Source organism: Streptomyces sp. NPDC060198 (assembly GCF_042728415.1).
Taxonomy (GTDB): domain Bacteria; phylum Actinomycetota; class Actinomycetes; order Streptomycetales; family Streptomycetaceae; genus Streptomyces.
The window spans coordinates 1-18,090 of sequence record NZ_JBHWZJ010000127.1; the positions used below are offsets into that span (position 1 = coordinate 1).

The window sequence follows — 18,090 nt, forward strand, 5'->3', positions numbered from 1 at the left end:
TGCGACCGGCCACCGGCCGTGCCGCACCCCCCGCTTCGGCGTTCCGGAGGCAACGTTGGCAAGATCCGTGTGCATGACACCCGAGACATCCGACAACGGCAGCCTGCCCACTCCCACCACGACCGCCGAGCGGGTCGCCCTCGTCGACCGTGTGCTCGGCCTGCCGTTCCCGCAGGGCGACGAGGCGGAGGACAGCGGGGTACGGAGCAGCGGCCCCGGACATCACCTGCTCATCCTGCGGGCGAGCGAAGACTTCTGGGACGGGCCGCACGAGGAGACGGCGGAACCGGCCGAGGAGGCGATCGAGGCCGAGTTCAGTGCCGTGGCGACAGCGCTCACCGAGCGTTGGGGCGAGCCCGAGACGATCGACCTGTGGCCATGGCTGGCGGGCGACGACGAGACGGAGATGGCTTCCACGGCTCCCGAACCCCTGGGACAGCTCTGCAACCTGGCCGGCAGCATGCAGGTCTGGCGCATCGCCGGCACCACCCGCTGGGTCGGCCTCACGGTGGGCCAGGCCGACCCAGAGTTCCCGATCTGGCTGCTTGCCGCAGTCGGTGAGGTCGAGGTCCTGGAAGCCAGGGCCCCGGGCGAGGAGGAGTCCGAGGAGGACGAATCCTCCGCGCTCTGATTCCGCGTGCGGAGCTGCTCGGTGGCTGAGCCCGGGCTGTCCCTCGGGCTGTTGACGGTGGCGGAGAGGTGTGAGGGTCGGCCTTTCAGGACCGGCGTTCGCCGAACTGCCACAGCACGTGTACGACGCGGAGCACCGCGAGCACTCCCCCGACCGAAGCCCCGGTGATGAGCATGACCTTGTCGACGGTGGGTGAGAGGTCCCAGACGGCTGCGGGGCCGGCGATCGCGGCGAACATGACGGATCCGAGGAAGCACGCGCTGAGCAGCGCGTAGCCGATCTCCACGGTGATCTCGTCCCTGTCCTGCTGGCTGCGTCTCCCCGTTTCCATGCCCAAAGGGTGCCAGCGGGCGCGGCACAGGTCCAGCATGTGGGGCTGGGACTGAGGCCGGGGCTGAGGAGCGGTGGGGTGCCCGCTCGGTGGTCGCGGGGGAGTGCTCCGGTCAGGGCTGGATTCCACAATGGCGTCAACGGATGCCCCGTAAATTCCGCGAGAAACAGACGAGTTTGCGTGTGTGGGGCGGAGTTGTAGGGGCAACAGAAGCTCTGGAGGTTGATAATCATGGTTCCCCTGCTTCTCGTTCTTCTTCTGGCCGTCATTCTTTTCGGTGCGGGATTCGCGCTCAAGGCGCTGTGGATCGTCGCAGCGATCGTCCTTGTTCTCTGGCTGATCGGGTTCGTGGCCCGTCCGAAGGGTGGAAGCCACCGCTGGTACCGGTGGTAGTTCGTACAAACCGCCGGAATGATGCATTCGCTGAACGAAGAGGGTCCGCTCCCGATGGGCGGGCCCTCTTCCGCGTTCCCGTGTCTCGTGGGGCGAGTGGAACGGGAAAACGCGTACCGGTAAGGCGATATGGGCGGGCGTCGGATGAGATTGCTGAGAAAAGAAAGAAAGCGGGGTGCATGACCCCCAGGATGCAGGGCACGTGAAGTTCAGGACGGGAGCCGCTCGTAGGGCGGAAGGTCCCGTCCCGCTGAGCAAGTAATCACCTTCCGGCAACGAGAGAGGAAGCCGTAGAGATGAGCGAGAACATCTGGGGCTACCAGCCCACGGCCGGCCACACCGCGGGCGCCGACCTGATCGGCTACAAGGTCGAAGCGACCGACGGCAGCATCGGCAAGGTCGACAAGCACTCCGACGAGGTCGGCTCCTCCTATCTGGTGGTCGATACCGGGGTCTGGATCTTCGGCAGGCACGTCCTGCTTCCGGCAGGTACGGTGCGCCGGGTCGATCTGGAGGAGAAGAGGGTCTACGTGGACCTCGACAAGGAGCAGATCAAGAGCGCTCCGGAGTTCGACAAGGATTCCCACCTCGGAAACCCCGAGTTCTTCGAGACCACGGGTGAGCACTACGGGCGGCACCGTCGCATCTGACGCCACCGTGCGTCAGAACGCGAACCGGCACCGGCGCCGGACTCCTTCCTTCTTCGCGGGGGCTCGCTCCCGAAAGAAAGTCGCGGAAGTGGGACCGCCGCACATGGTCACCGGAACCCAGCGGGTCGAATCAGGCAGAATTTCACTGCCCGGTCCGGCCCGCTTTCCGTGCGCCTGCTGGGTTCGCCTGCGGGTCTGCTCCGGCGAGTCCGGGCCGGGCACCGTGCCTTCGACTGCAAGAGTGGTGCGATCGTTGGGCACGCCGATTTCTCGGGTGATGCTTTCCTTCCTGTCGTCGGTTCGGAATGCGGGATGCTGGCGACCGGTCCTCAGGGCGCGGCGGAATTCGAGCACGGGTAAGGGGTGTCCCGCAATTCGTGGTGGATCAGTGCGCGGCGTCGGATGCGGTGCATCGCAAGGCGGAGGGGCGTCCGCATACTGGATATAGCGGGACGTTCCGACAACGCGGCGAGGTGCCGTGGCTGTCGTCGCGCACCCGCCAGGAATTGCGGGACAACCCTTCGGGTGGCCGACTGCTCCAGGGGAGGGCCGGCGGTGAGTAATCCCGCCGTGGGTGCCTGTGATTCGAGTGGTTGGGGTACGGCGGGGACAGGGTGCAGCCACCGCCCGGGGTGAATTTCTCCATGGTGCGGAGTCCGGCCACTCCCTCCTGCAGGGAACGCGTCCCAGGTCCGGAACCTGCTCGCAGGGCAGAGGCCAAGGTGCGTTCCGATGCCCGCGAAGACGGCTGTTGGTTCTTCTCGTGTGCCTGGGGCGAGATGATTCCGCGCGATCTCGCCAGGGCGTCCGCCCGATCCGATGCCCGGTTTGCCACGGCCGGACGCCCTGGCCATCGCGCCGTACGACATCCGCGCGGCGAACAGGCCGAGCAGGGTGAGGGCGGCGGCCCGGACGAGTGCCGACGAGCCGGACATCGGTGCGCGCGAACTCTTCATCGTGGTGCCTTTCCTTCCCGTCGACCGCCCCTGCGGAGGGGAGTCGACGTGCCTGGTCCGTCACTCCTTTACAGAGCACCGCCCAGTCGGAAAGGTTGAGGAACCCCAGGCCCACATTGCACGAACGAGTGACGCGGGCCGCGCGAGCCTCGCTGTCCTCGGGGCCAGGGCGAAGGCGAAAGCCAAGGCAAAGGCTGGGACTGATGCCGACGCCTTCGCAGTTGCCGTTGCGGGTGGCGGCCGGACCTTCCGCGAGTCCTGGGACGCCTGCGGGGGTCAGCGCGGGTCAGTCGATCAGATCGCTGAGCGTCACGTACAGCACGACCCGGTCGGTGCGGTCCGTTTGCAGGCCGACGCACAGGTCCCGCCGGTCGAGCAGCCAGCCGTTGGGGCGGCACTTCTCGTGAGTGATGCCGAGACGGCGGATGATTTCCTGGTACGAGAGACCGTTCTCGCTGCCGATCGTCAGCAGGCGGTAGCAGTTGCCGGAGCCGCACCCCTCGCTCTGTGACTCCACGGTCAGCCCCGCGGGCAGGGCCGGTACGGCGGATGCGGCGGGAGTCGATGCCCCGGTCAGCACGAGGGCGTAGAGCAGGGAGGCGACCAAGGTGAGCGCGAACTGTGTGCCCAGGACGCCGATCGCCCCGCTGCGGCGGGCCGCCCACGTGTCCTGATCGGGCGCCGGCCCCTCCTGCGAGCGTTCCCAGATCGCGCCGGCCGCGACGATCAGCGGCGCGACGGCCGCGAAGACGAGGTGGGCGTCGGGCCTCGGTGGCTCCGTCAACCAGAGGTGCTGGACGGCCACGAGCAGCCCGCCGACGGCTGCCAGCGCCACGGTAACGGCTGTCCTCACGAGAGGGGTTCGCGCAATGCGCCACCACACGACGAGAGGGAGGACGGCATAGGCGACACCCACCAGCGTCCATGCGAGGGCTTGCACGAGGTGACGGCCTCCCTGGGCGACTACCGGTACGACAGCAGGTCGAGCGGCGGTACGGCGGATGCGGCGGCGGCAGCAGCCGACTGAGGGACGCCGTAGGACGGTTGCCCGGTTCCTACCGGTGCGGGGCCCGGCAGGCACAACCGATGGCAGCGGGGTGGAGGTTTGGCCGGCTCGGCCGTGCAGGGTGTGATGAACTGGCCGGGATGTGAGCGATGTTGACGGGTGTGGGGGTGTGCGGCTGCCGAGTCTGAGCCGGTGAGGCCGGCCCGGAACCCGACTGGCCCCGGATGAACCCGCAGGCCAGGAAGAGTGCTTCCCGCTCGCGCGGGGATGGTCCGGGTTTTGAGTGGGCGACCCTGGGCCGGCGCATGTGCTTCCCGCTCGCGCGGGGATGGTCCCGCCACGGAGCCTGACGTCAGCACCTGGCCCCTGTGCTCCCCGCGTGCGGGGATGGCCCCATGCCGCCCAGAGCGGGGGCGGGGGACGACTGGTGCCCCCGCGTGTGCGGGGATGGTCCTACCTGGTCCCGCCGCTTCGAGCAGCACATCCGGTGCTCCCCACGTGCGCGGGGCTCGGCACGGGAGCTACTGCCGCGTCAGGCAACGTTTTGCCCCGTCGCGACGCCCCGGTACGCACTCTCGCCGCACCGGCCGAAAGCCCGAGTACGTCCAGTACGGGGGCTTCCGGCCCGGCACGCCGGGAACACGCACCTGACGCCGCTCCTCGACGGGCAAACCTTGGCCGACGCGGCACTACCCGTACCCGCGCGCCCCACCGTGCGCCCCGGCGGGATGCCCCTGCGGTCCGCCGACCCGTACCACCAACTTCGTGCATCTGGTCATGGAGTGCCGCACCTCGCACCCCCTACGCTCACCGGCATGACCGCTGAAGCCCTTCGTGGCCCCCGAGTCCCGTTCGTCGACCAGGCTGCCGGTGCGGCGGTGAAGGCCGCCGACCGGGCGCACGTCTTCCACTCCTGGTCCGCTCAGGGTCTGCTCGATCCGCTCGCCGTGGCGGGGGCGGAGGGAGCCTACTTCTGGGACTACGACGGGAACCGCTTCCTCGACTTCACGAGTGGGCTCGTCTTCACCAACATCGGCCACCAGCACCCGGTCGTGGTGGCCGCGATCCAGGAGCAGGCGGGCAAACTCGCCACTTTCGCGCCCGCGTTCGCGATCGAGGCACGATCCGAGGCGGCGCGGCTGATCGCGGGGCACACCCCGGGCGACCTGGACAAGATCTTCTTCACCAACGGTGGAGCCGAGGCAGTCGAGAACGCGGTGCGGATGGCGCGGGTGCACACCGGCCGTACCAAGGTGCTTTCCGCGTACCGCTCGTACCACGGGGCCACCTCGGCCGCGATCAACCTCACCGGGGACCCGCGCCGTTGGGCGTCCGACAATGGTTCGGCGGGGGTGGTGCGGTTCTGGGCGCCCTTCCTCTACCGCTCGTCGTTCCACGCGACGACCGAGGTGGAGGAGTGCGCCCGTGCCCTTCAGCACCTGGAAGACACCATCGCCTTCGAGGGCCCCGGCACGATCGCGGCGATCGTGCTGGAGACCATCCCCGGCACGGCGGGCATCATGACCCCGCCGCCCGGCTACCTCCCGGGCGTGCGCGAGATCTGCGACCGGTACGGCATCGTCTTCGTGCTGGACGAGGTGATGGCCGGCTTCGGACGTACCGGCGAGTGGTTCGCGGCCGACCACTACGGGGTGGTGCCCGACCTGATGACCTTCGCCAAGGGCGTCAACTCCGGTTATGTGCCACTCGGCGGGGTGGCGATCAACGCCGAGATCGCGGCCATCTTCGAAACCCGCCCCTACCCCGGCGGGCTCACCTACTCCGGCCACCCGTTGGCCTGTGCCGCCGCTGTCGCCACGATCCGGGTGATGGAGGAGGAGAAGGTGGTGGAGAGTGCCGCGCGCCTCGGCGAGAAGGTGCTCGGACCGGGGCTGCGCGAGCTGGCCGAGCGCCACCCCTCGGTCGGCGAGGTGCGGGGCGTCGGTGCGTTCTGGGCCCTGGAACTGGTACGGAACCGGGAGACGCGCGAGCCGCTCGTCCCGTACAACGCGACGGGGGAGGCCGCAGCGCCCATGGCCGCTTTCGGGGCGGCGGCGAAGGCGCGGGGGCTGTGGCCCTTCATCAACATGAACCGCACCCACGTCGTGCCGCCCTGCAACGTCAGCGACGCCGAAGCGCGGGAGGGTCTCGCCGCGCTGGATGAAGCACTGACGGTAGCGGACGGCTACACGGTCTGACCGGGACAAGCCCGGAGGCCGCCGACTCCGGGCTCCGACGGCAAGGTTCCGAGCCGGCACCCGTGGCAAAAGGTCGGCGCCGGGGCGGAAGGGGCCGGCGCCGGAGCGGAACGAGTCGGCACTGACCCCAACGCCGACGCCGACGCCGGCCGATCCGGCACTGACGCCGACGCCGGCCGATCCGGCACTGACGCCGACGCCGACCGACCCGGCACTGACGCCGACGCCGGCGCCAACCGATCCGGCACCGGCGTCGACCGAGCCGTCCACGGGAGAAATGCCCGATCTTGGTGCGGTGTACGGGAGAATCTACTGCCAAAGGCGACGCGCTCCCGAGGCTGTCCCCGTATCGCCCACTCCGCCCACCCTGCCCGGATCCGGGCAGGGTGGGCCTGCCTTAAGGTGTCCCGAACAGAAAAATGGGGAGGGAACGGGATGAGCCCGAGCGGAGGTGTGACCCGCAACACGCTGCGCCGCCAGATCTCCGGTGCACTGCGTGACGAAGTGCTCGCGGGGCGTCTGCCGTCGGGCAAGGAGTTCACCGTCAAGCAGATCGCCGAGCAGTACGGGGTCTCCGCGACGCCCGTCCGCGAGGCGCTCTTCGATCTCGCCTCGCAGGGCCTCCTCGTCTCCGACGAACACCGTGGATTCCAGGTACGCGCGTTCAGCGTCGGGGATTACCGTTCCATCGTGCAGGCCCGTTCCGTCATCGTGGAGGGTATTTTCAGCGGCTGTCATCCGATCACGGTCCGAGGCGAGGCGATGACCTCTCTCCGGCGCCGCGCCTCCGAGGCCGCACGTGCCGCGAGGGGCGGCGACCTCGACGTGCTGATCGGCTACGACCTGCGGTTCTGGCGGGAATTGAGCGCGTTCGTCGGCAACCCGAACATCAGCGACTTCCTCGCGACCCTCCGCGTCCAGGGCTGGGTCTTTCTGGTGCACCGGCTGCGGACGAGTGTGGAACGGGACCGCCTCCTCTGGCTCGATCACGAGGCGCTCGCCGAAGCCGTCACCGCCGGGGACCGGGCGGCGGTGCTGGCGATCCTGCGCGCGTACTACGCCCGGGAACAGGAATGGGCGGACCGGCTCCTGATCACCGAGCTGAGCGTGACGGACGGTCGCTGAGGCATCCCGGCTCCCGCCCCACCTGGCTCCAGCTTCAGCTCCGACCCCGGACGCGGCGGGGCACCTGTACTCCTGGAGGCCTCTGCGGCTTCTGCGGCTTCTGCGGCCTCTGAGACAGTGCCTCTGTGTGGTGTCCGGATCCGTCCCGATCCCGTGACCGCAGAGACCCTGTGCGCGGCCCACCTGCCGCATTACGCTGTCCCGACGAGCGCCCAACCCCGTGTGAGAGCGAGACTTCGTGGCCTGTGACCTGTGGCTCGTCCCCCTCGTCGATGTGCTGTGCCACAGCCCCGACAACCCCTTCGCCGAAGAGATCGCCGTCTTCGACAGCGCGCTGGGGGAGGCCGGTCTCCCGCCCGTCCCCGTGTACGCGTACATGCCCGGCCTCACCGGGGACGTGGCCCCGGTCGCGGGCTTCGACTACGAGGCGCTGCATTTTCTGCGCCGGGCTTATCTGCTCCAGCTCAGCGGCCTGGCGGTCACTCCCGTCGACGCGCTGGGCGGGGACTACGAGCAGCTCCTGGAGATGTTCGAGCAGAGCGCTCAGCAGTCGCACCTGGTCTGGCACTTCGACCATGCGGGGGCGTACGTCCCGGTGGACTTCCCGACTCCCCTCTCCAACGACGTTCTGTTGGAGGGCGGCGGCCCGCTCGGCTCCTCGCACGGCCTGCTGCGCGAACTGGAGTTCGTCGCCCCGTCCCTCGGCATCGACCCCGGGAACCCGCCGGCTCCGCCCGCGCCGCCCACCCGGCCCACCGAGCTGGAGGAGCCGGCCGAGCCGATCGCGTACGACGAGAGCCCGTTCGCCCGGGAGCGGCACGTCTGGCTGGGCCTGCACGCGGCGGCGACCCGCAGCCTCGCGCAGGGCTCGATGATCATCTTCAGCTGACGACTACGACGACTGCGCCAACAACACCGACTGAACCAACAGCACCAACGGCACCAACGGCACCGACTGCACCAACAGCGCGGACCAGCAACGGCCACGGTGACCGCAATGACTGCGGCGACCTCACCGGGGCGGCTCCGGCGGTCGTTGCCGGGGCATGTTCGGCCGGGTCACCGAGGGGATCGAGAAGCGGCCCGGCGGCCCGGTCTGCTCGCCCCGGCCGATGCCGGCTCCCGTCGTCAGCGACTGCATCCCCATGGGGGCGGGCCCGGCGCGGAACTCCACCATCCAGTCCGCGGTCTCGGACCGTACGAGTTCCGTGATGTCCTCGGAGAACCGGCGCAGCACCCCGAGGCAGCGCTCGGCCGCCTCGCTCGCGGTGCCCTCGGTCGGGCCCAGTACCTCGCGTACGGATTCCGAGGCCCAGTCGAACTGGAGCACCTGGAGCCTGCGCTGTACGGCTTGCGCGGTGGCCAGATCCCTTATCCAGCCGGAGGTCAGGCCGAAATACCGGTCGCAGGCCATGCAGGCGGCACCGAGCAGCAGTGAGAAGTAGCCGTACCCCGCCGAGCCGTTCAGCGCCCCGGTCAGGTCGAGCAGCGGCAGCGTCGCGCCCGCGACGACGCCGACCGAGGTGCCGACGCGCAGTCCGCGTGCGCCGCGCCGCTTCCAGGTGCGGTCCTTCAGGTACCAGGCGGCCGTCTCCAGTGCCCCTGTCTCGACCCACCGGTACAGCTCGTCGAGGCGTTCGGCGGGCTCGCCCCAGTCGCCGAGCGGAAAGGGACGCGCGGCGAGATCGCGTCCCGGTCGCGCGGGGCTGCCGGATTCCGGGGCGGAATGCGTAATTCCGGTGCTGTCACCGGACGACCCCGCAGCGGATTCCTTACGGGGCGGCCCCTCGGGCGGCATCTCCGGCTGGCTCACCGGGGCACTCCTCTGCACTCTGCGTGGAACTACGGAGGGTCTGTCTCGGGTATCTCCACTGACTTCCATCGACTCCGCCGGCCGGCTCGCTGCGCCGGCTCCGACGACCGGTCGCGCTGACTCTGCGTAACCGGCGGTGCGATTGTGTGTGGCGGTACGCATGCCCTTCCTACCGCCGAATGGTGGGCCGTGGGAGCGAAAACGCGGTATTACAGCGTGCTGTCGGCCTCTGGTCAGGTATAGGGCGTTTTCTCAGCGCCGCAAATCTCACTCGAAAGAGTTGCGTCCGATGGGTGGAGCGGGGCACCCGACGAGCACGTAGGCTCGTTTTAACCAAACATCCGCCCTCGAAAAGCCCAGGAGTGACCATGATTCCCGGTGGTGGTCAGCCCAATATGCAGCAGCTGCTCCAGCAGGCCCAGAAGATGCAGCAGGATCTCGCGGTGGCCCAGGAGGAGCTGGCGCGGACCGAGGTGGAGGGCCAGGCGGGCGGTGGTCTGGTGAAGGCCACGGTGAACGGCTCCGGCGAGTTGCGCGCCCTCGTGATCGATCCCAAGGCGGTGGACCCCGAGGACACCGAGACCCTGGCCGATCTCGTCGTCGCGGCGGTCCAGGCGGCCAACGAGAACGCCACCGCGCTCCAGCAGCAGAAGCTCGGCCCGCTGGCGCAGGGCCTGGGCGGCATGCCCGGGCTTCCGTTCTGATCCGGCGCACGAGTGGGTCGAATCGGCGCACGAGTGGGTCGATCTGGAGCACGGGCGGGTCGATCCGGCCCGCGGTCCATCCGGGACGACTCCCGCGCTGAGCCGTCCCGGCACCCCTATTGGTACCCGCGCGTACCCACTACGGTACGAGCAGGATGTGAAGGAGAGGCGTTCCGTTGTACGAAGGCGTTGTTCAGGACCTCATCGACGAACTGGGCAGGCTCCCAGGCGTCGGTCCCAAGAGCGCGCAGCGGATCGCCTTCCACGTTCTGCAGGCGGAGCCGACCGATGTGCGGCGCCTCGCCCATGCCCTCCTGGAGGTCAAGGACAAGGTCCGCTTCTGCTCGATCTGCGGCAATGTCGCGCAGCAGGAGCAGTGCAACATCTGTCGCGACACCCGCCGCGACCTGACGGTCATTTGCGTGGTCGAGGAGCCGAAGGACGTCGTCGCGATCGAGCGGACCCGTGAGTTCCGGGGGCGCTACCACGTGCTCGGCGGGGCGATCAGCCCCATCGAGGGTGTCGGCCCCGACGATCTGCGTATCCGCGAGTTGCTGGCGCGGCTCGCCGACGGTTCCATCACGGAGCTGATCCTGGCGACCGACCCGAACCTCGAGGGCGAGGCCACCGCGACGTACCTGGCGCGGATGATCAAGCCCATGGGGCTCCGGGTCACCCGTCTCGCCAGTGGTCTGCCGGTGGGCGGCGACCTGGAGTACGCGGACGAAGTGACCCTGGGCCGCGCCTTCGAGGGGAGACGGCTTCTCGATGTCTGACGCGGGTACGTTGCAGAGGTTCCAGCCAGCCGCCGTTCGTGCAGGTGCCCACGGGAGGTTCCCTCGATGTCTGACGCCACGCTGAACTCCGTCACGCAGGACCCGGACGACTTCGCCGTCCAGATCGCGGACCAGATCAAGACGTTCATCGTCGCGGTCACCGAGGTGTCCAAGGTCCAAGAGCCGGAGGAGGCCGTTCCGGTACTCCTCCTCCAGGTGTCGCAACTGCTGCTCGCGGGCGGCCGGCTCGGCGCGTACGAGGACATCCTCCCCGACGAGCGGTACGAGCCCGACCTGGGCGCCGAGCCCGACGCGGACGGGCTGAGGGAGCGTTTCGCCGCGCTGCTGGAGCCCATCGACGTCTACTCCGAGGTCTTCGACCCGTACGAGCCCCGCAAGGCACCCGTGCCGCACCGGATCTCCGACGACCTGGCCGACCTGGTCACCGACCTCGGCCACGGTCTCGCCCACTACGAGGCGGATCGCACGGCCGAGGCGCTGTGGTGGTGGCAGTTCTCGTACTTCTCCAACTGGGGCTCGACGGCCTCCGCGACCCTGCGGGCGCTCCAGTCGCTGGTCGCGCACATCCGTCTCAACCAGCCGCTGGCGGAGCTGGACGGGCTGGACACCGACCAGGACCCGGGCGACGACGACCTCGCCGAGGCCGCGGGTCTGGTGATGGTCCAGGAGATCGCGGGTCCGCTGGGGCTGCGACCGGTCAAGTAGCTGCCGCTGCCGGAGGGGCTGGGACGCGGAGCGCGCACCAGCCCCTTTGGCCCGGGCCGGGTGGCAGGCGGATCAGACCGCCGACCAGCCGTTGTCCACGGCGAGGATCACGCCGTTGATGTTGCTGGCCGCGTCCGAGGCGAGGAAGACGATCGCTGCGGCCTGCTCCTCGGCGGTGGCCGGCTTGCCGACGTTGCCCATGTAGGAGCCGAGGACGGCCGGGCCGAGCGCGTCGCGGTCGGCGTTCACCTGGATGTTCGTGATGGTGCCGCCCGGGGCGATGGCGTTGGTGCGGACGCCCTGGCCGCGGTACATGACGGCGGTCGACTTGGTGAGGCCCGCGATGCCGTGCTTCGACGCGGTGTACGCGGCGCCCGCGGCCGAGCCGCGCAGGCTCGCCTCCGAGGCGGTGTTCACGATCGCGCCCTTTCCGGCCGCCAGCATGTGCGGGAGCGCGGCCCGGGTCAGCAGGAACGGCGCGGTGAGATTGATGCGGATGACCCGCTCCCACTCGGAGTCGGTGACGTCCGCCGCCGCCGACATGGAGTCCATGATCCCGGCGTTGTTGACGAGCACGTCCAAGCCGCCGAAGGTCTCCACGGCGGTGCGCACGACCTCGTCCACCACGGTCTGCCCGCTCAGGTCGCCCACCACCGCGACAGCCGTGCCGCCGGCCGCCGCGATGTCGGCGAGCGTCTGCTCGGCCCGCTCCTTGTCCAGGTCGGCGACGAGGACCTTCGCGCCCTGAGCGGCGAACCGGAGGGCGGTGGCCCGGCCGATGCCGCTGCCCGCGCCGGTGACGACGACGCTGCGGTCCTGGAAGTCGGTGGTGCTCACGGTGGTGCTCCCTTGCCTTGATGTTCCCTCTCGAACTGTACGGTTTTTTGGCGCACAGTGCCAGAAAGTCGCTCCGCGCCACAGTGCGGAGATCGTTAAGGTGGACCCCATGGGAGACGCTCCGACCTCTGCAGCGCGGTCCGCCCGCTCGGGCCGCCCGCCCCTGACCGAGCGCCGAAAGGCGGCCACCCGGCTGGAGATCGCGGAAGTCGCGGTGAGGCTCTTCGCGGAGAAGGGCGTCGCGGCCACCTCCGCCGACGAGATCGCGGCGGAGGCCGGTGTCTCGACCCGCACGCTCTGGCGGTACTTCCCGACCAAGGAGGCGTGTGTACAGCCGCTGCTCGCGGTCGGCGTCGACTCGCTCGCCGAGGCCCTCCGCGACGGCTCCGGACACGAACCGCTCATCGACGCGCTGGAGGCCATGCGGCCCGACACCATGCGCCCGACCGCCGGATCGGCGGACGTGCTCAGCCTGGTACGGCTCACCCGCACCGAACCGGGGCTCCGGGCCGTGTGGCTCCAGACCCATCTGGAAGCCGAGTCGGTCCTCGCCGAAGCCATCGCCCAGCGCACCGGGGAGTCCCCGGACGCACTCGCGCCCCGGGTCGCCGCCGCGATGATCAACGTCGCGCTGCGGGTCGCCGCCGAGGACTACGCGTGGAATCCGCAGCGCTCGGACCGAGCCCTGGACGAGGTCGCGCGCGAGGCGTTGCGGATCGCGGCGGAGGCCCTGCGGCAGGGCTGAGGCCCCGGGCTCCGGGGGGCGTCGGAATACGGGCGCGGTGAGGGGGCCCGGCCCGTACGGTCGGCCCATGACGAGGACCACGCCGGACAGGCCGGTGTCCGTGGAGGCGGTGTTTCCCGAGCTGGCCGCGTGGCGGGGCCGGACGACGCGTCTGCACCCCAGGCCCGGGCGGCCCGGTGTGCGGGACAGCCATGTCGGCGGGCCGATGCTGTGGTCGGAGGGTGAAGCGTGGCCGGTCTGCCACGAGCCGCATCTGCCGGAGGCCGAGGGGTACGCACCCGACGAGATCCGCGCCGCACGGGCGGCGGGAGGTCACCCGCCCGAGCGGCGGTGGCCCCGCGTCGACGCGGACGGGCCCGTCCCCTTCGTCGGGCTCGCCCAGCTTATCCGCCGCGACGTCCCGGGGTTGGCGGCAGGGCCCGGCGGCGCCGACCTGGTGCAGCTCTTCCGTTGCCCCCTCGCCCACGGGCAGCACCACGAACGCCGTTACCGCCTGCACTGGCGACGGGCCGAGGGCGCCGAGCGGGAGGAGCGGCTTCTCGCCGCGCCGCCCGAAGCGGTTCTGCTCCGGTGGGAGGACGAACTCCCCGAGCCGTGTGTCCTGCACCCGGAAGAGGTGGACACCTACCCCTGGGCGGAAGAGGGCTCGCTGCCCGCCGAGTTGATCGCGCGCATCGACGCCTGGGACGAGGCCCAGGAGAGGGAACACGGGCCAGACGCGCTCAGCTACCAGTGCGACCTCTCGATACCGCCCGGCTGGAGGGTCGGTGGCTTTCCCAGCTGGGCATCGACGGGGCCGATGGTCATCGAGTGCCCCTCGTGCGGGGCCCCGATGCGCCTGCTGTTGACCGCCGAGGGCTACGAGACGCAGGGGCCTTCCTGCAGCTGGGTGCCGTTGGAGGACCGCGACCGGTTCCGGCGGGCCGGGGCGTCGAGCCGGGCCGGGGTGTCGATCCGGGGCGGTGAAGCCGTGGTCCGGCCCACCCGGCTCCGCTTCGGCCGCGACCGGGACCTGCATGCCTTCGTCTGCCCGGCCGATGGGGAGCATCCGCCCCGCTGGGTGTTGTCCTGACGGTCATTCGGAGGGTGGGCGGGCCCGCCCACCGCTCCACGGACGAGTGATTTCCAGGGCGGTTGGTTGCCACCCGGATCTGACGGTGTTTCTGCAGGTCCGCCCGGAGCTCAAGCCCCGAGCCCCGAGCCCCGGGCTCCGAGCCCTGAGCCTCGAACTCCGAGCCGCTTCTTGTAGGAATGGGTGGTCAGGTTCAATCCCACCCACCCTCCCTCCCCTCTTCCTTCCTTCCCGCCAAGTCCCGCGCGCCCGAGTATGGATGGGGTGCAACCGGAGGGGGCGGGAGCGCGGATGACACCTGAGGGTGGCTTTCCGTGACCGGCTTGCATCGGAGCGTAGTGACGCTCTACGTTCGCGATGAGCAACCTCAAACCTCAGAAAAAGGACGACCCCGGCGGTGTGGCAACACCGACCGGGGTCTGACCGAAGCGAGATCGCACGGCTAGGAGTCGATCCCTCATGGCTAACGCCAACATTAGTGCCGCCCTGCGCGCACCCGCCCATCCCATGGCGAAAGCCGGGTACGGCAAGCGCCACGCCCCCGACCAAGCGCCCCGGCACGCCCGCGACTTCCGGCACCTGGCGCCGAGGGAAGCGGCCATCGGTGCGTACATCGACCGACTGCCCGAAGGCGCCGCGATCGGCTACAAGACCCTCGCCGAGGAGCTCCCCGACTACGGCCAGCAGGCCTGCCGCAGCGCCCTCGACCGGTTGACCCGCGAAGGCCATCTCCGCCGCATCAAGGTCCACTTGACCGGCGCCAACGGCACCAGGCACTGGGTGACCCGGACCTACTTCTCCCGCACCGCGCGGAACGCGGCCTGGTGGGCGGAGCTCGTACGGTTCGTCCGGGGCATCGACGTGACCGGCCAGCCGGCCGCCCCGAAGGTGGTCCCGACTGCGTTTCCGGACGCGGGAGTTCCGGATGCGGACGCCCCGCACGCGGAGGCCCGGGGCGCGCGAGTGCCGGGTGCGGCGCCCTGGCACACGGTGCGACTGGCGGACGCCGAGGGGCCGACCGGGCGGCCCGCCGGTGCGGAGCCGCTGGACGCCGATGTCCCCGCTGCCGAGCCCTCCACTGCTGAACCCACTGCTTCCGAACTCCCCCGCCAGACAGCCTCGGTGTTCGCCTCCCTCGGCGACCTGATGGCGGGCCGCATGGACGCCCCGCCGCCCGGCTCCGCCGCCGCCCTGGCTCTGGAGGCCGGAGCGAGGGCGCCGCGTTCCCCGGCGTACGACGTACTCGCCGCGCTGGGCGCCCGCGACCCCCGGCTCCAGCTCTCCGGTGACGAATGCGTCGAATTGGAGCCCTTGGTCGGCGAGTGGCTGGACCGGGGCGTGGGGCCCGACCGGATCGCCCACGCCCTCGCGGCGGGGCTCCCGGCGTCGGTGCACTCCGCCGTCGCCTTCCTGCGTAAACGACTGGAGAACAAGATGCCGCCCACCCAGCAGCCCGGCCCGCACGTGTCGCACCCCGCGCACGAGGAGATCTCCGGGGCCGTCATGATGTGCCTCTTCTGCGACGAGGACGAGACCACCACCACCCTGATCGACGGAATCTGTGCGGACTGCCGCGCCGACATCGACCGCGACGAGGCGAGCGGTGCCACCGGCGACGTCCCCGACACCTTCCTCGCGCGACCCCGGCAACAGCCGGACGTCGCAGCCCGGGTCGCGGAACTCCGCGCTGCGACGGGCCGTCCGGCGACGGTGCCGGTGCCGCGCCGGAAGTGAGGAGATCGCCGATCTGCCTCTGACCTGCGAAGAGTTCCCCCTGTGGCATGCAACGAAATTACTGAGCGGCCGTCAGCGGGCGTTGATAGCCTCCCTCGACTCGTGATCATCACGGGTGAAGGATCGGGGAGGGGCGGCGGACATGCCGGAGAGCAACAGACGGAGACACCTCGTGGGGAGAGGCGGTCCGCGGTGGCTCGCGGGGGCGGCCTGCGGGGCCGTGCTCGCGCTGACGGCCTCGGGAACGGCGGTGGCGGTCGACAACCTGCCACCGCTCAAGCCGGGCGCGGCCGACCTGAGTACCGGGCCGAAGGCATGCACCTCCGGGCCCGACCGTCCAGAGGTGACCGGCCCGCCGCCGCTGTACGCCGTACTCAGCGATCCGACCGAGGACGACGTACCCAACCGGGGCAACTCCGTCGGCGGGGAGTTCGAGGCGTGGTGGACGGACGCGGACGGAGTGGAACAGCGGCTCCACCACGCTTCCTCGGCTCCTCTGCCTTCCGGGGCCAGGAGCGTCTGGAACACCACCCTCGGCGACCAACTGCCCCTCGACACCGTCATCTCCTGGCACGTGAGGGCCGACGACGGCGCCGCCGTGTCCGAATGGAGCGACGCGGGCACAACCGCCTGCGAGTTCGTCATCGACGGAGTGGCTCCGCAGGCCCCGCTGGTGACCTCTGCCGAGTTCCCCGAGGACGTGTACCGCAGCGCCGGGATCGGTACGTACGGCACCTTCCGGTTCGCTTCCCCTTCGGACGACGACGTCGTCTCGTACCGTTACACGCTGCTGGGGCACCCCTCGGTGGATGTGGCGGCGACCGGCCCCGACCACACGGCGGACGTGCGCATCCTCGCCACGGAGACCACCCACGTTCTCGACGTCGAGGCTTTCGACAAGGCCGGGCACCGCGGCGAATCGACGCACTACGCTTTCTACCCGTCCTTCGCGAGCGCGCCCGTCGCCGAATGGCAGCTCTCCGATCCGGCAGGCACCAGGTCCGCCGCCCCGCTCACGGGAACGGCCGCCCGCGCCGGAACAGGCGCCGTGTTCGGGGCCGCAGCCCCGGAAGGCACCGCGCTGGCCTCCACCGTCCGGCTCGACGGGACCGGCCACGGCTTCCTCACCCCGGGCGCACCGGTCGTGGACACCACGAAGACCTTCGTGGTGGGCGGCTGGGTGCGCCCCGGCGCCACCGACCACTTCATGACCGTCGCCTCCCAGGACGCCGACGGAGCCCCCGCGTTCACCCTCGACCTGCGTCCCGTCGACGGAGGTGCGCAGTGGTCCTTCGGCACGGGAAGCGAACGCGTCACCGGTGGTGAGCAGGACGCCGACCGCTGGTCCTACGTCCTCGGCCTGTACGACGCCGAGACAGGGCTCGCGCACCTCTACGTCGACGGCAAGGAGACGGCCGCCCCCGTCGCCGCCTCCCCGGCGCAGGTGACGGGGAACTTCCAGATCGGCCGGGCCCGCGGCAAGCTCGGCTACCGCGACCGCTGGCAGGGCGAGATCGGCGACCTCCGCGTCTACGACAGGGTCGTCGTCCCCGCCGAGATCACCCAGCTCGCGGCCGTGGAGATCCCCAGGCCCACGGCCGTCGGCCAGTGGTCCATGGAGACCGCCACCGGCGGCACCACTCCGACCAGGGGAGAGGGCGAGCCGCTCACCCTGGAGGGCGGAGCCTCCCTCTTCCGGCTGCCCGACGACATCTGCGACGTCTACCCGATCGACTGCGAGCCCCCTCTCTACCCGCTCCGCGGCCAGGCCCACCTCACCCTCGACGGGATCGACGACTACGCGCACACCGCGCTGCCGGCAGTCGACACCACCGGCAACTACACGCTCTCCGCGTTCGTCCGCCTCGCGGACGACGTGACGGTCACCGACGCGCCCATGACCCTGCTCTCCCAGGAGGGCGACAGCGGGACGGCGGCCTTCGAGGTGCGCTACGTCCCGGCCGCCGGGCGCTGGGAGCTCAGCGTGGCGCAGGCCGGAGCCGCACCCCAGGTCACGACGGTGATCAAGGAGACCGCCGCCACCGGCACCCACCGGGTGGCCGTGGTCCACGACGCGCGGACCGACCGCATCACGCTCTACGTGGACGCCCAGAAGCAGGACGGCGTGACCGCCACCCTCCGCTCGCCCTCGGCGAGCACGGGCGGTCTCCAGATCGGGCGCGGCCCGCAGGCGGCCGGCGGCTGGGGTTCGTACCTCCGAGGAGCCGTGGACGAGGTCCGCGCCTTCTCCGGAGCCCTCTCCGCGACCGCGGTCCAGGATCTCGCCAACGGCTACGACCCCTGCCTGTCCTGCTCCTGAGCCGTCCGTGGCCCGCCTGCTGATACGCGGGCGGTCCGCCCGAGAAGTACCGGCGCACCGGCCGCGACCGCCC

Annotated in this window: 17 protein-coding genes; 13 read left to right on the forward strand and 4 right to left on the reverse strand. The window is 70.5% G+C overall.

Annotated features, from left to right (window positions below; all coding sequences use genetic code 11):
* The first annotated feature begins 73 nt into the window (after nt 1-73).
* On the forward strand, nt 74-631 hold the full coding sequence (locus ACFWEP_RS17550) for a hypothetical protein (RefSeq protein ID WP_387371166.1): 558 nt from the start codon (nt 74-76) through the stop codon (nt 629-631).
* A gap of 85 nt (nt 632-716) precedes the next feature.
* Here ACFWEP_RS17550 and ACFWEP_RS17555 read toward each other — a convergent pair whose 3' ends face one another.
* Entirely contained in the window at nt 717-962 is a 246-nt protein-coding gene (locus ACFWEP_RS17555) for a DUF6332 family protein (protein WP_387371168.1), read from the reverse strand.
* Nucleotides 963-1,193: 231 nt separating this feature from the next.
* Here ACFWEP_RS17555 and ACFWEP_RS17560 point away from each other — a divergent pair, with 231 nt between their 5' ends.
* The gene (locus ACFWEP_RS17560; RefSeq protein WP_266707077.1) at nt 1,194-1,355 is read left to right on the forward strand and encodes a hydrophobic protein; all 162 of its coding nucleotides are present in this window, start codon (nt 1,194-1,196) and stop codon (nt 1,353-1,355) included.
* A gap of 296 nt (nt 1,356-1,651) precedes the next feature.
* On the forward strand, nt 1,652-2,005 hold the full coding sequence (locus tag ACFWEP_RS17565; protein ID WP_387371170.1) for a PRC-barrel domain-containing protein: 354 nt from the start codon (nt 1,652-1,654) through the stop codon (nt 2,003-2,005).
* 1,242 nt (nt 2,006-3,247) lie between these two features.
* Here ACFWEP_RS17565 and ACFWEP_RS17570 read toward each other — a convergent pair.
* On the reverse strand, nt 3,248-3,796 hold the full coding sequence (locus tag ACFWEP_RS17570; protein WP_387371172.1) for a hypothetical protein: 549 nt from the start codon (nt 3,794-3,796) through the stop codon (nt 3,248-3,250).
* A 986-nt stretch (nt 3,797-4,782) separates the two neighbouring features.
* Here ACFWEP_RS17570 and ACFWEP_RS17575 point away from each other — a divergent pair.
* The 3 genes from ACFWEP_RS17575 (at nt 4,783) to ACFWEP_RS17585 (ending at nt 8,179) form a co-directional block, all read left to right on the forward strand.
* Nucleotides 4,783-6,165, forward strand: coding sequence for an aspartate aminotransferase family protein (locus tag ACFWEP_RS17575; RefSeq protein ID WP_387371174.1), 1,383 nt, complete (start codon nt 4,783-4,785; stop codon nt 6,163-6,165).
* 435 nt (nt 6,166-6,600) lie between these two features.
* Nucleotides 6,601-7,290 (forward strand): GntR family transcriptional regulator, encoded by a 690-nt coding sequence (locus tag ACFWEP_RS17580; RefSeq protein ID WP_387371176.1) that lies wholly within the window; start codon nt 6,601-6,603, stop codon nt 7,288-7,290.
* 238 nt (nt 7,291-7,528) lie between these two features.
* Nucleotides 7,529-8,179 carry a hypothetical protein gene (locus tag ACFWEP_RS17585; protein ID WP_387371178.1) on the forward strand — a complete coding sequence of 217 codons (651 nt, stop codon included), beginning with the start codon at nt 7,529-7,531 and terminating at the stop codon, nt 8,177-8,179.
* 123 nt (nt 8,180-8,302) lie between these two features.
* On the opposite strand, the gene ACFWEP_RS17590 is transcribed toward ACFWEP_RS17585, so the two are convergent.
* Nucleotides 8,303-9,103 carry an SLATT domain-containing protein gene (locus tag ACFWEP_RS17590; protein ID WP_387371180.1) on the reverse strand — a complete coding sequence of 267 codons (801 nt, stop codon included), beginning with the start codon at nt 9,101-9,103 and terminating at the stop codon, nt 8,303-8,305.
* A 368-nt stretch (nt 9,104-9,471) separates the two neighbouring features.
* On the opposite strand from ACFWEP_RS17590, the gene ACFWEP_RS17595 reads away from it, so the two are divergent.
* The 3 genes from ACFWEP_RS17595 (at nt 9,472) to ACFWEP_RS17605 (ending at nt 11,309) form a co-directional block, all read left to right on the forward strand.
* Nucleotides 9,472-9,807: a YbaB/EbfC family nucleoid-associated protein gene (locus tag ACFWEP_RS17595; RefSeq protein WP_387371182.1), complete on the forward strand. Its 336-nt coding sequence runs from the start codon at nt 9,472-9,474 to the stop codon at nt 9,805-9,807.
* Between the two features lie 176 nt (nt 9,808-9,983).
* Entirely contained in the window at nt 9,984-10,583 is a 600-nt protein-coding gene (gene recR / locus ACFWEP_RS17600) for a recombination mediator RecR (protein WP_328720341.1), read from the forward strand.
* A 66-nt stretch (nt 10,584-10,649) separates the two neighbouring features.
* On the forward strand, nt 10,650-11,309 hold the full coding sequence (locus ACFWEP_RS17605; RefSeq protein ID WP_387371185.1) for a DUF5063 domain-containing protein: 660 nt from the start codon (nt 10,650-10,652) through the stop codon (nt 11,307-11,309).
* A 72-nt stretch (nt 11,310-11,381) separates the two neighbouring features.
* Here ACFWEP_RS17605 and ACFWEP_RS17610 read toward each other — a convergent pair whose 3' ends face one another.
* Entirely contained in the window at nt 11,382-12,146 is a 765-nt protein-coding gene (locus ACFWEP_RS17610) for an SDR family NAD(P)-dependent oxidoreductase (RefSeq protein WP_387371187.1), read from the reverse strand.
* Nucleotides 12,147-12,255: 109 nt separating this feature from the next.
* Between ACFWEP_RS17610 and ACFWEP_RS17615 the strand changes: the two genes are divergently transcribed.
* The 4 genes from ACFWEP_RS17615 (at nt 12,256) to ACFWEP_RS17630 (ending at nt 18,017) form a co-directional block, all read left to right on the forward strand.
* Nucleotides 12,256-12,891, forward strand: coding sequence for a TetR/AcrR family transcriptional regulator (locus ACFWEP_RS17615; RefSeq protein WP_387371189.1), 636 nt, complete (start codon nt 12,256-12,258; stop codon nt 12,889-12,891).
* 67 nt (nt 12,892-12,958) lie between these two features.
* Nucleotides 12,959-13,963 carry a hypothetical protein gene (locus ACFWEP_RS17620; RefSeq protein WP_387371191.1) on the forward strand — a complete coding sequence of 335 codons (1,005 nt, stop codon included), beginning with the start codon at nt 12,959-12,961 and terminating at the stop codon, nt 13,961-13,963.
* Nucleotides 13,964-14,422: 459 nt separating this feature from the next.
* Nucleotides 14,423-15,697: a hypothetical protein gene (locus tag ACFWEP_RS17625; RefSeq protein WP_387371193.1), complete on the forward strand. Its 1,275-nt coding sequence runs from the start codon at nt 14,423-14,425 to the stop codon at nt 15,695-15,697.
* Nucleotides 15,698-15,869: 172 nt separating this feature from the next.
* Nucleotides 15,870-18,017, forward strand: coding sequence for a LamG domain-containing protein (locus tag ACFWEP_RS17630; protein WP_387371195.1), 2,148 nt, complete (start codon nt 15,870-15,872; stop codon nt 18,015-18,017).
* Nucleotides 18,018-18,090: the final 73 nt, after the last annotated feature.

Bases quoted from the DNA above. Each gene is read 5' to 3' on its own strand.
- ACFWEP_RS17550 (WP_387371166.1), top strand. From the start codon at position 74: ATGACACCCGAGACATCCGACAACGGCAGCCTGCCCACTCCCACCACG.
- ACFWEP_RS17555 (WP_387371168.1), bottom strand. From the start codon at position 962: ATGGAAACGGGGAGACGCAGCCAGCAGGACAGGGACGAGATCACCGTG.
- ACFWEP_RS17560 (WP_266707077.1), top strand. From the start codon at position 1,194: ATGGTTCCCCTGCTTCTCGTTCTTCTTCTGGCCGTCATTCTTTTCGGT.
- ACFWEP_RS17565 (WP_387371170.1), top strand. From the start codon at position 1,652: ATGAGCGAGAACATCTGGGGCTACCAGCCCACGGCCGGCCACACCGCG.
- ACFWEP_RS17575 (WP_387371174.1), top strand. From the start codon at position 4,783: ATGACCGCTGAAGCCCTTCGTGGCCCCCGAGTCCCGTTCGTCGACCAG.
- ACFWEP_RS17580 (WP_387371176.1), top strand. From the start codon at position 6,601: ATGAGCCCGAGCGGAGGTGTGACCCGCAACACGCTGCGCCGCCAGATC.
- ACFWEP_RS17595 (WP_387371182.1), top strand. From the start codon at position 9,472: ATGATTCCCGGTGGTGGTCAGCCCAATATGCAGCAGCTGCTCCAGCAG.
- ACFWEP_RS17605 (WP_387371185.1), top strand. From the start codon at position 10,650: ATGTCTGACGCCACGCTGAACTCCGTCACGCAGGACCCGGACGACTTC.
- ACFWEP_RS17615 (WP_387371189.1), top strand. From the start codon at position 12,256: ATGGGAGACGCTCCGACCTCTGCAGCGCGGTCCGCCCGCTCGGGCCGC.
- ACFWEP_RS17620 (WP_387371191.1), top strand. From the start codon at position 12,959: ATGACGAGGACCACGCCGGACAGGCCGGTGTCCGTGGAGGCGGTGTTT.
- ACFWEP_RS17625 (WP_387371193.1), top strand. From the start codon at position 14,423: ATGGCTAACGCCAACATTAGTGCCGCCCTGCGCGCACCCGCCCATCCC.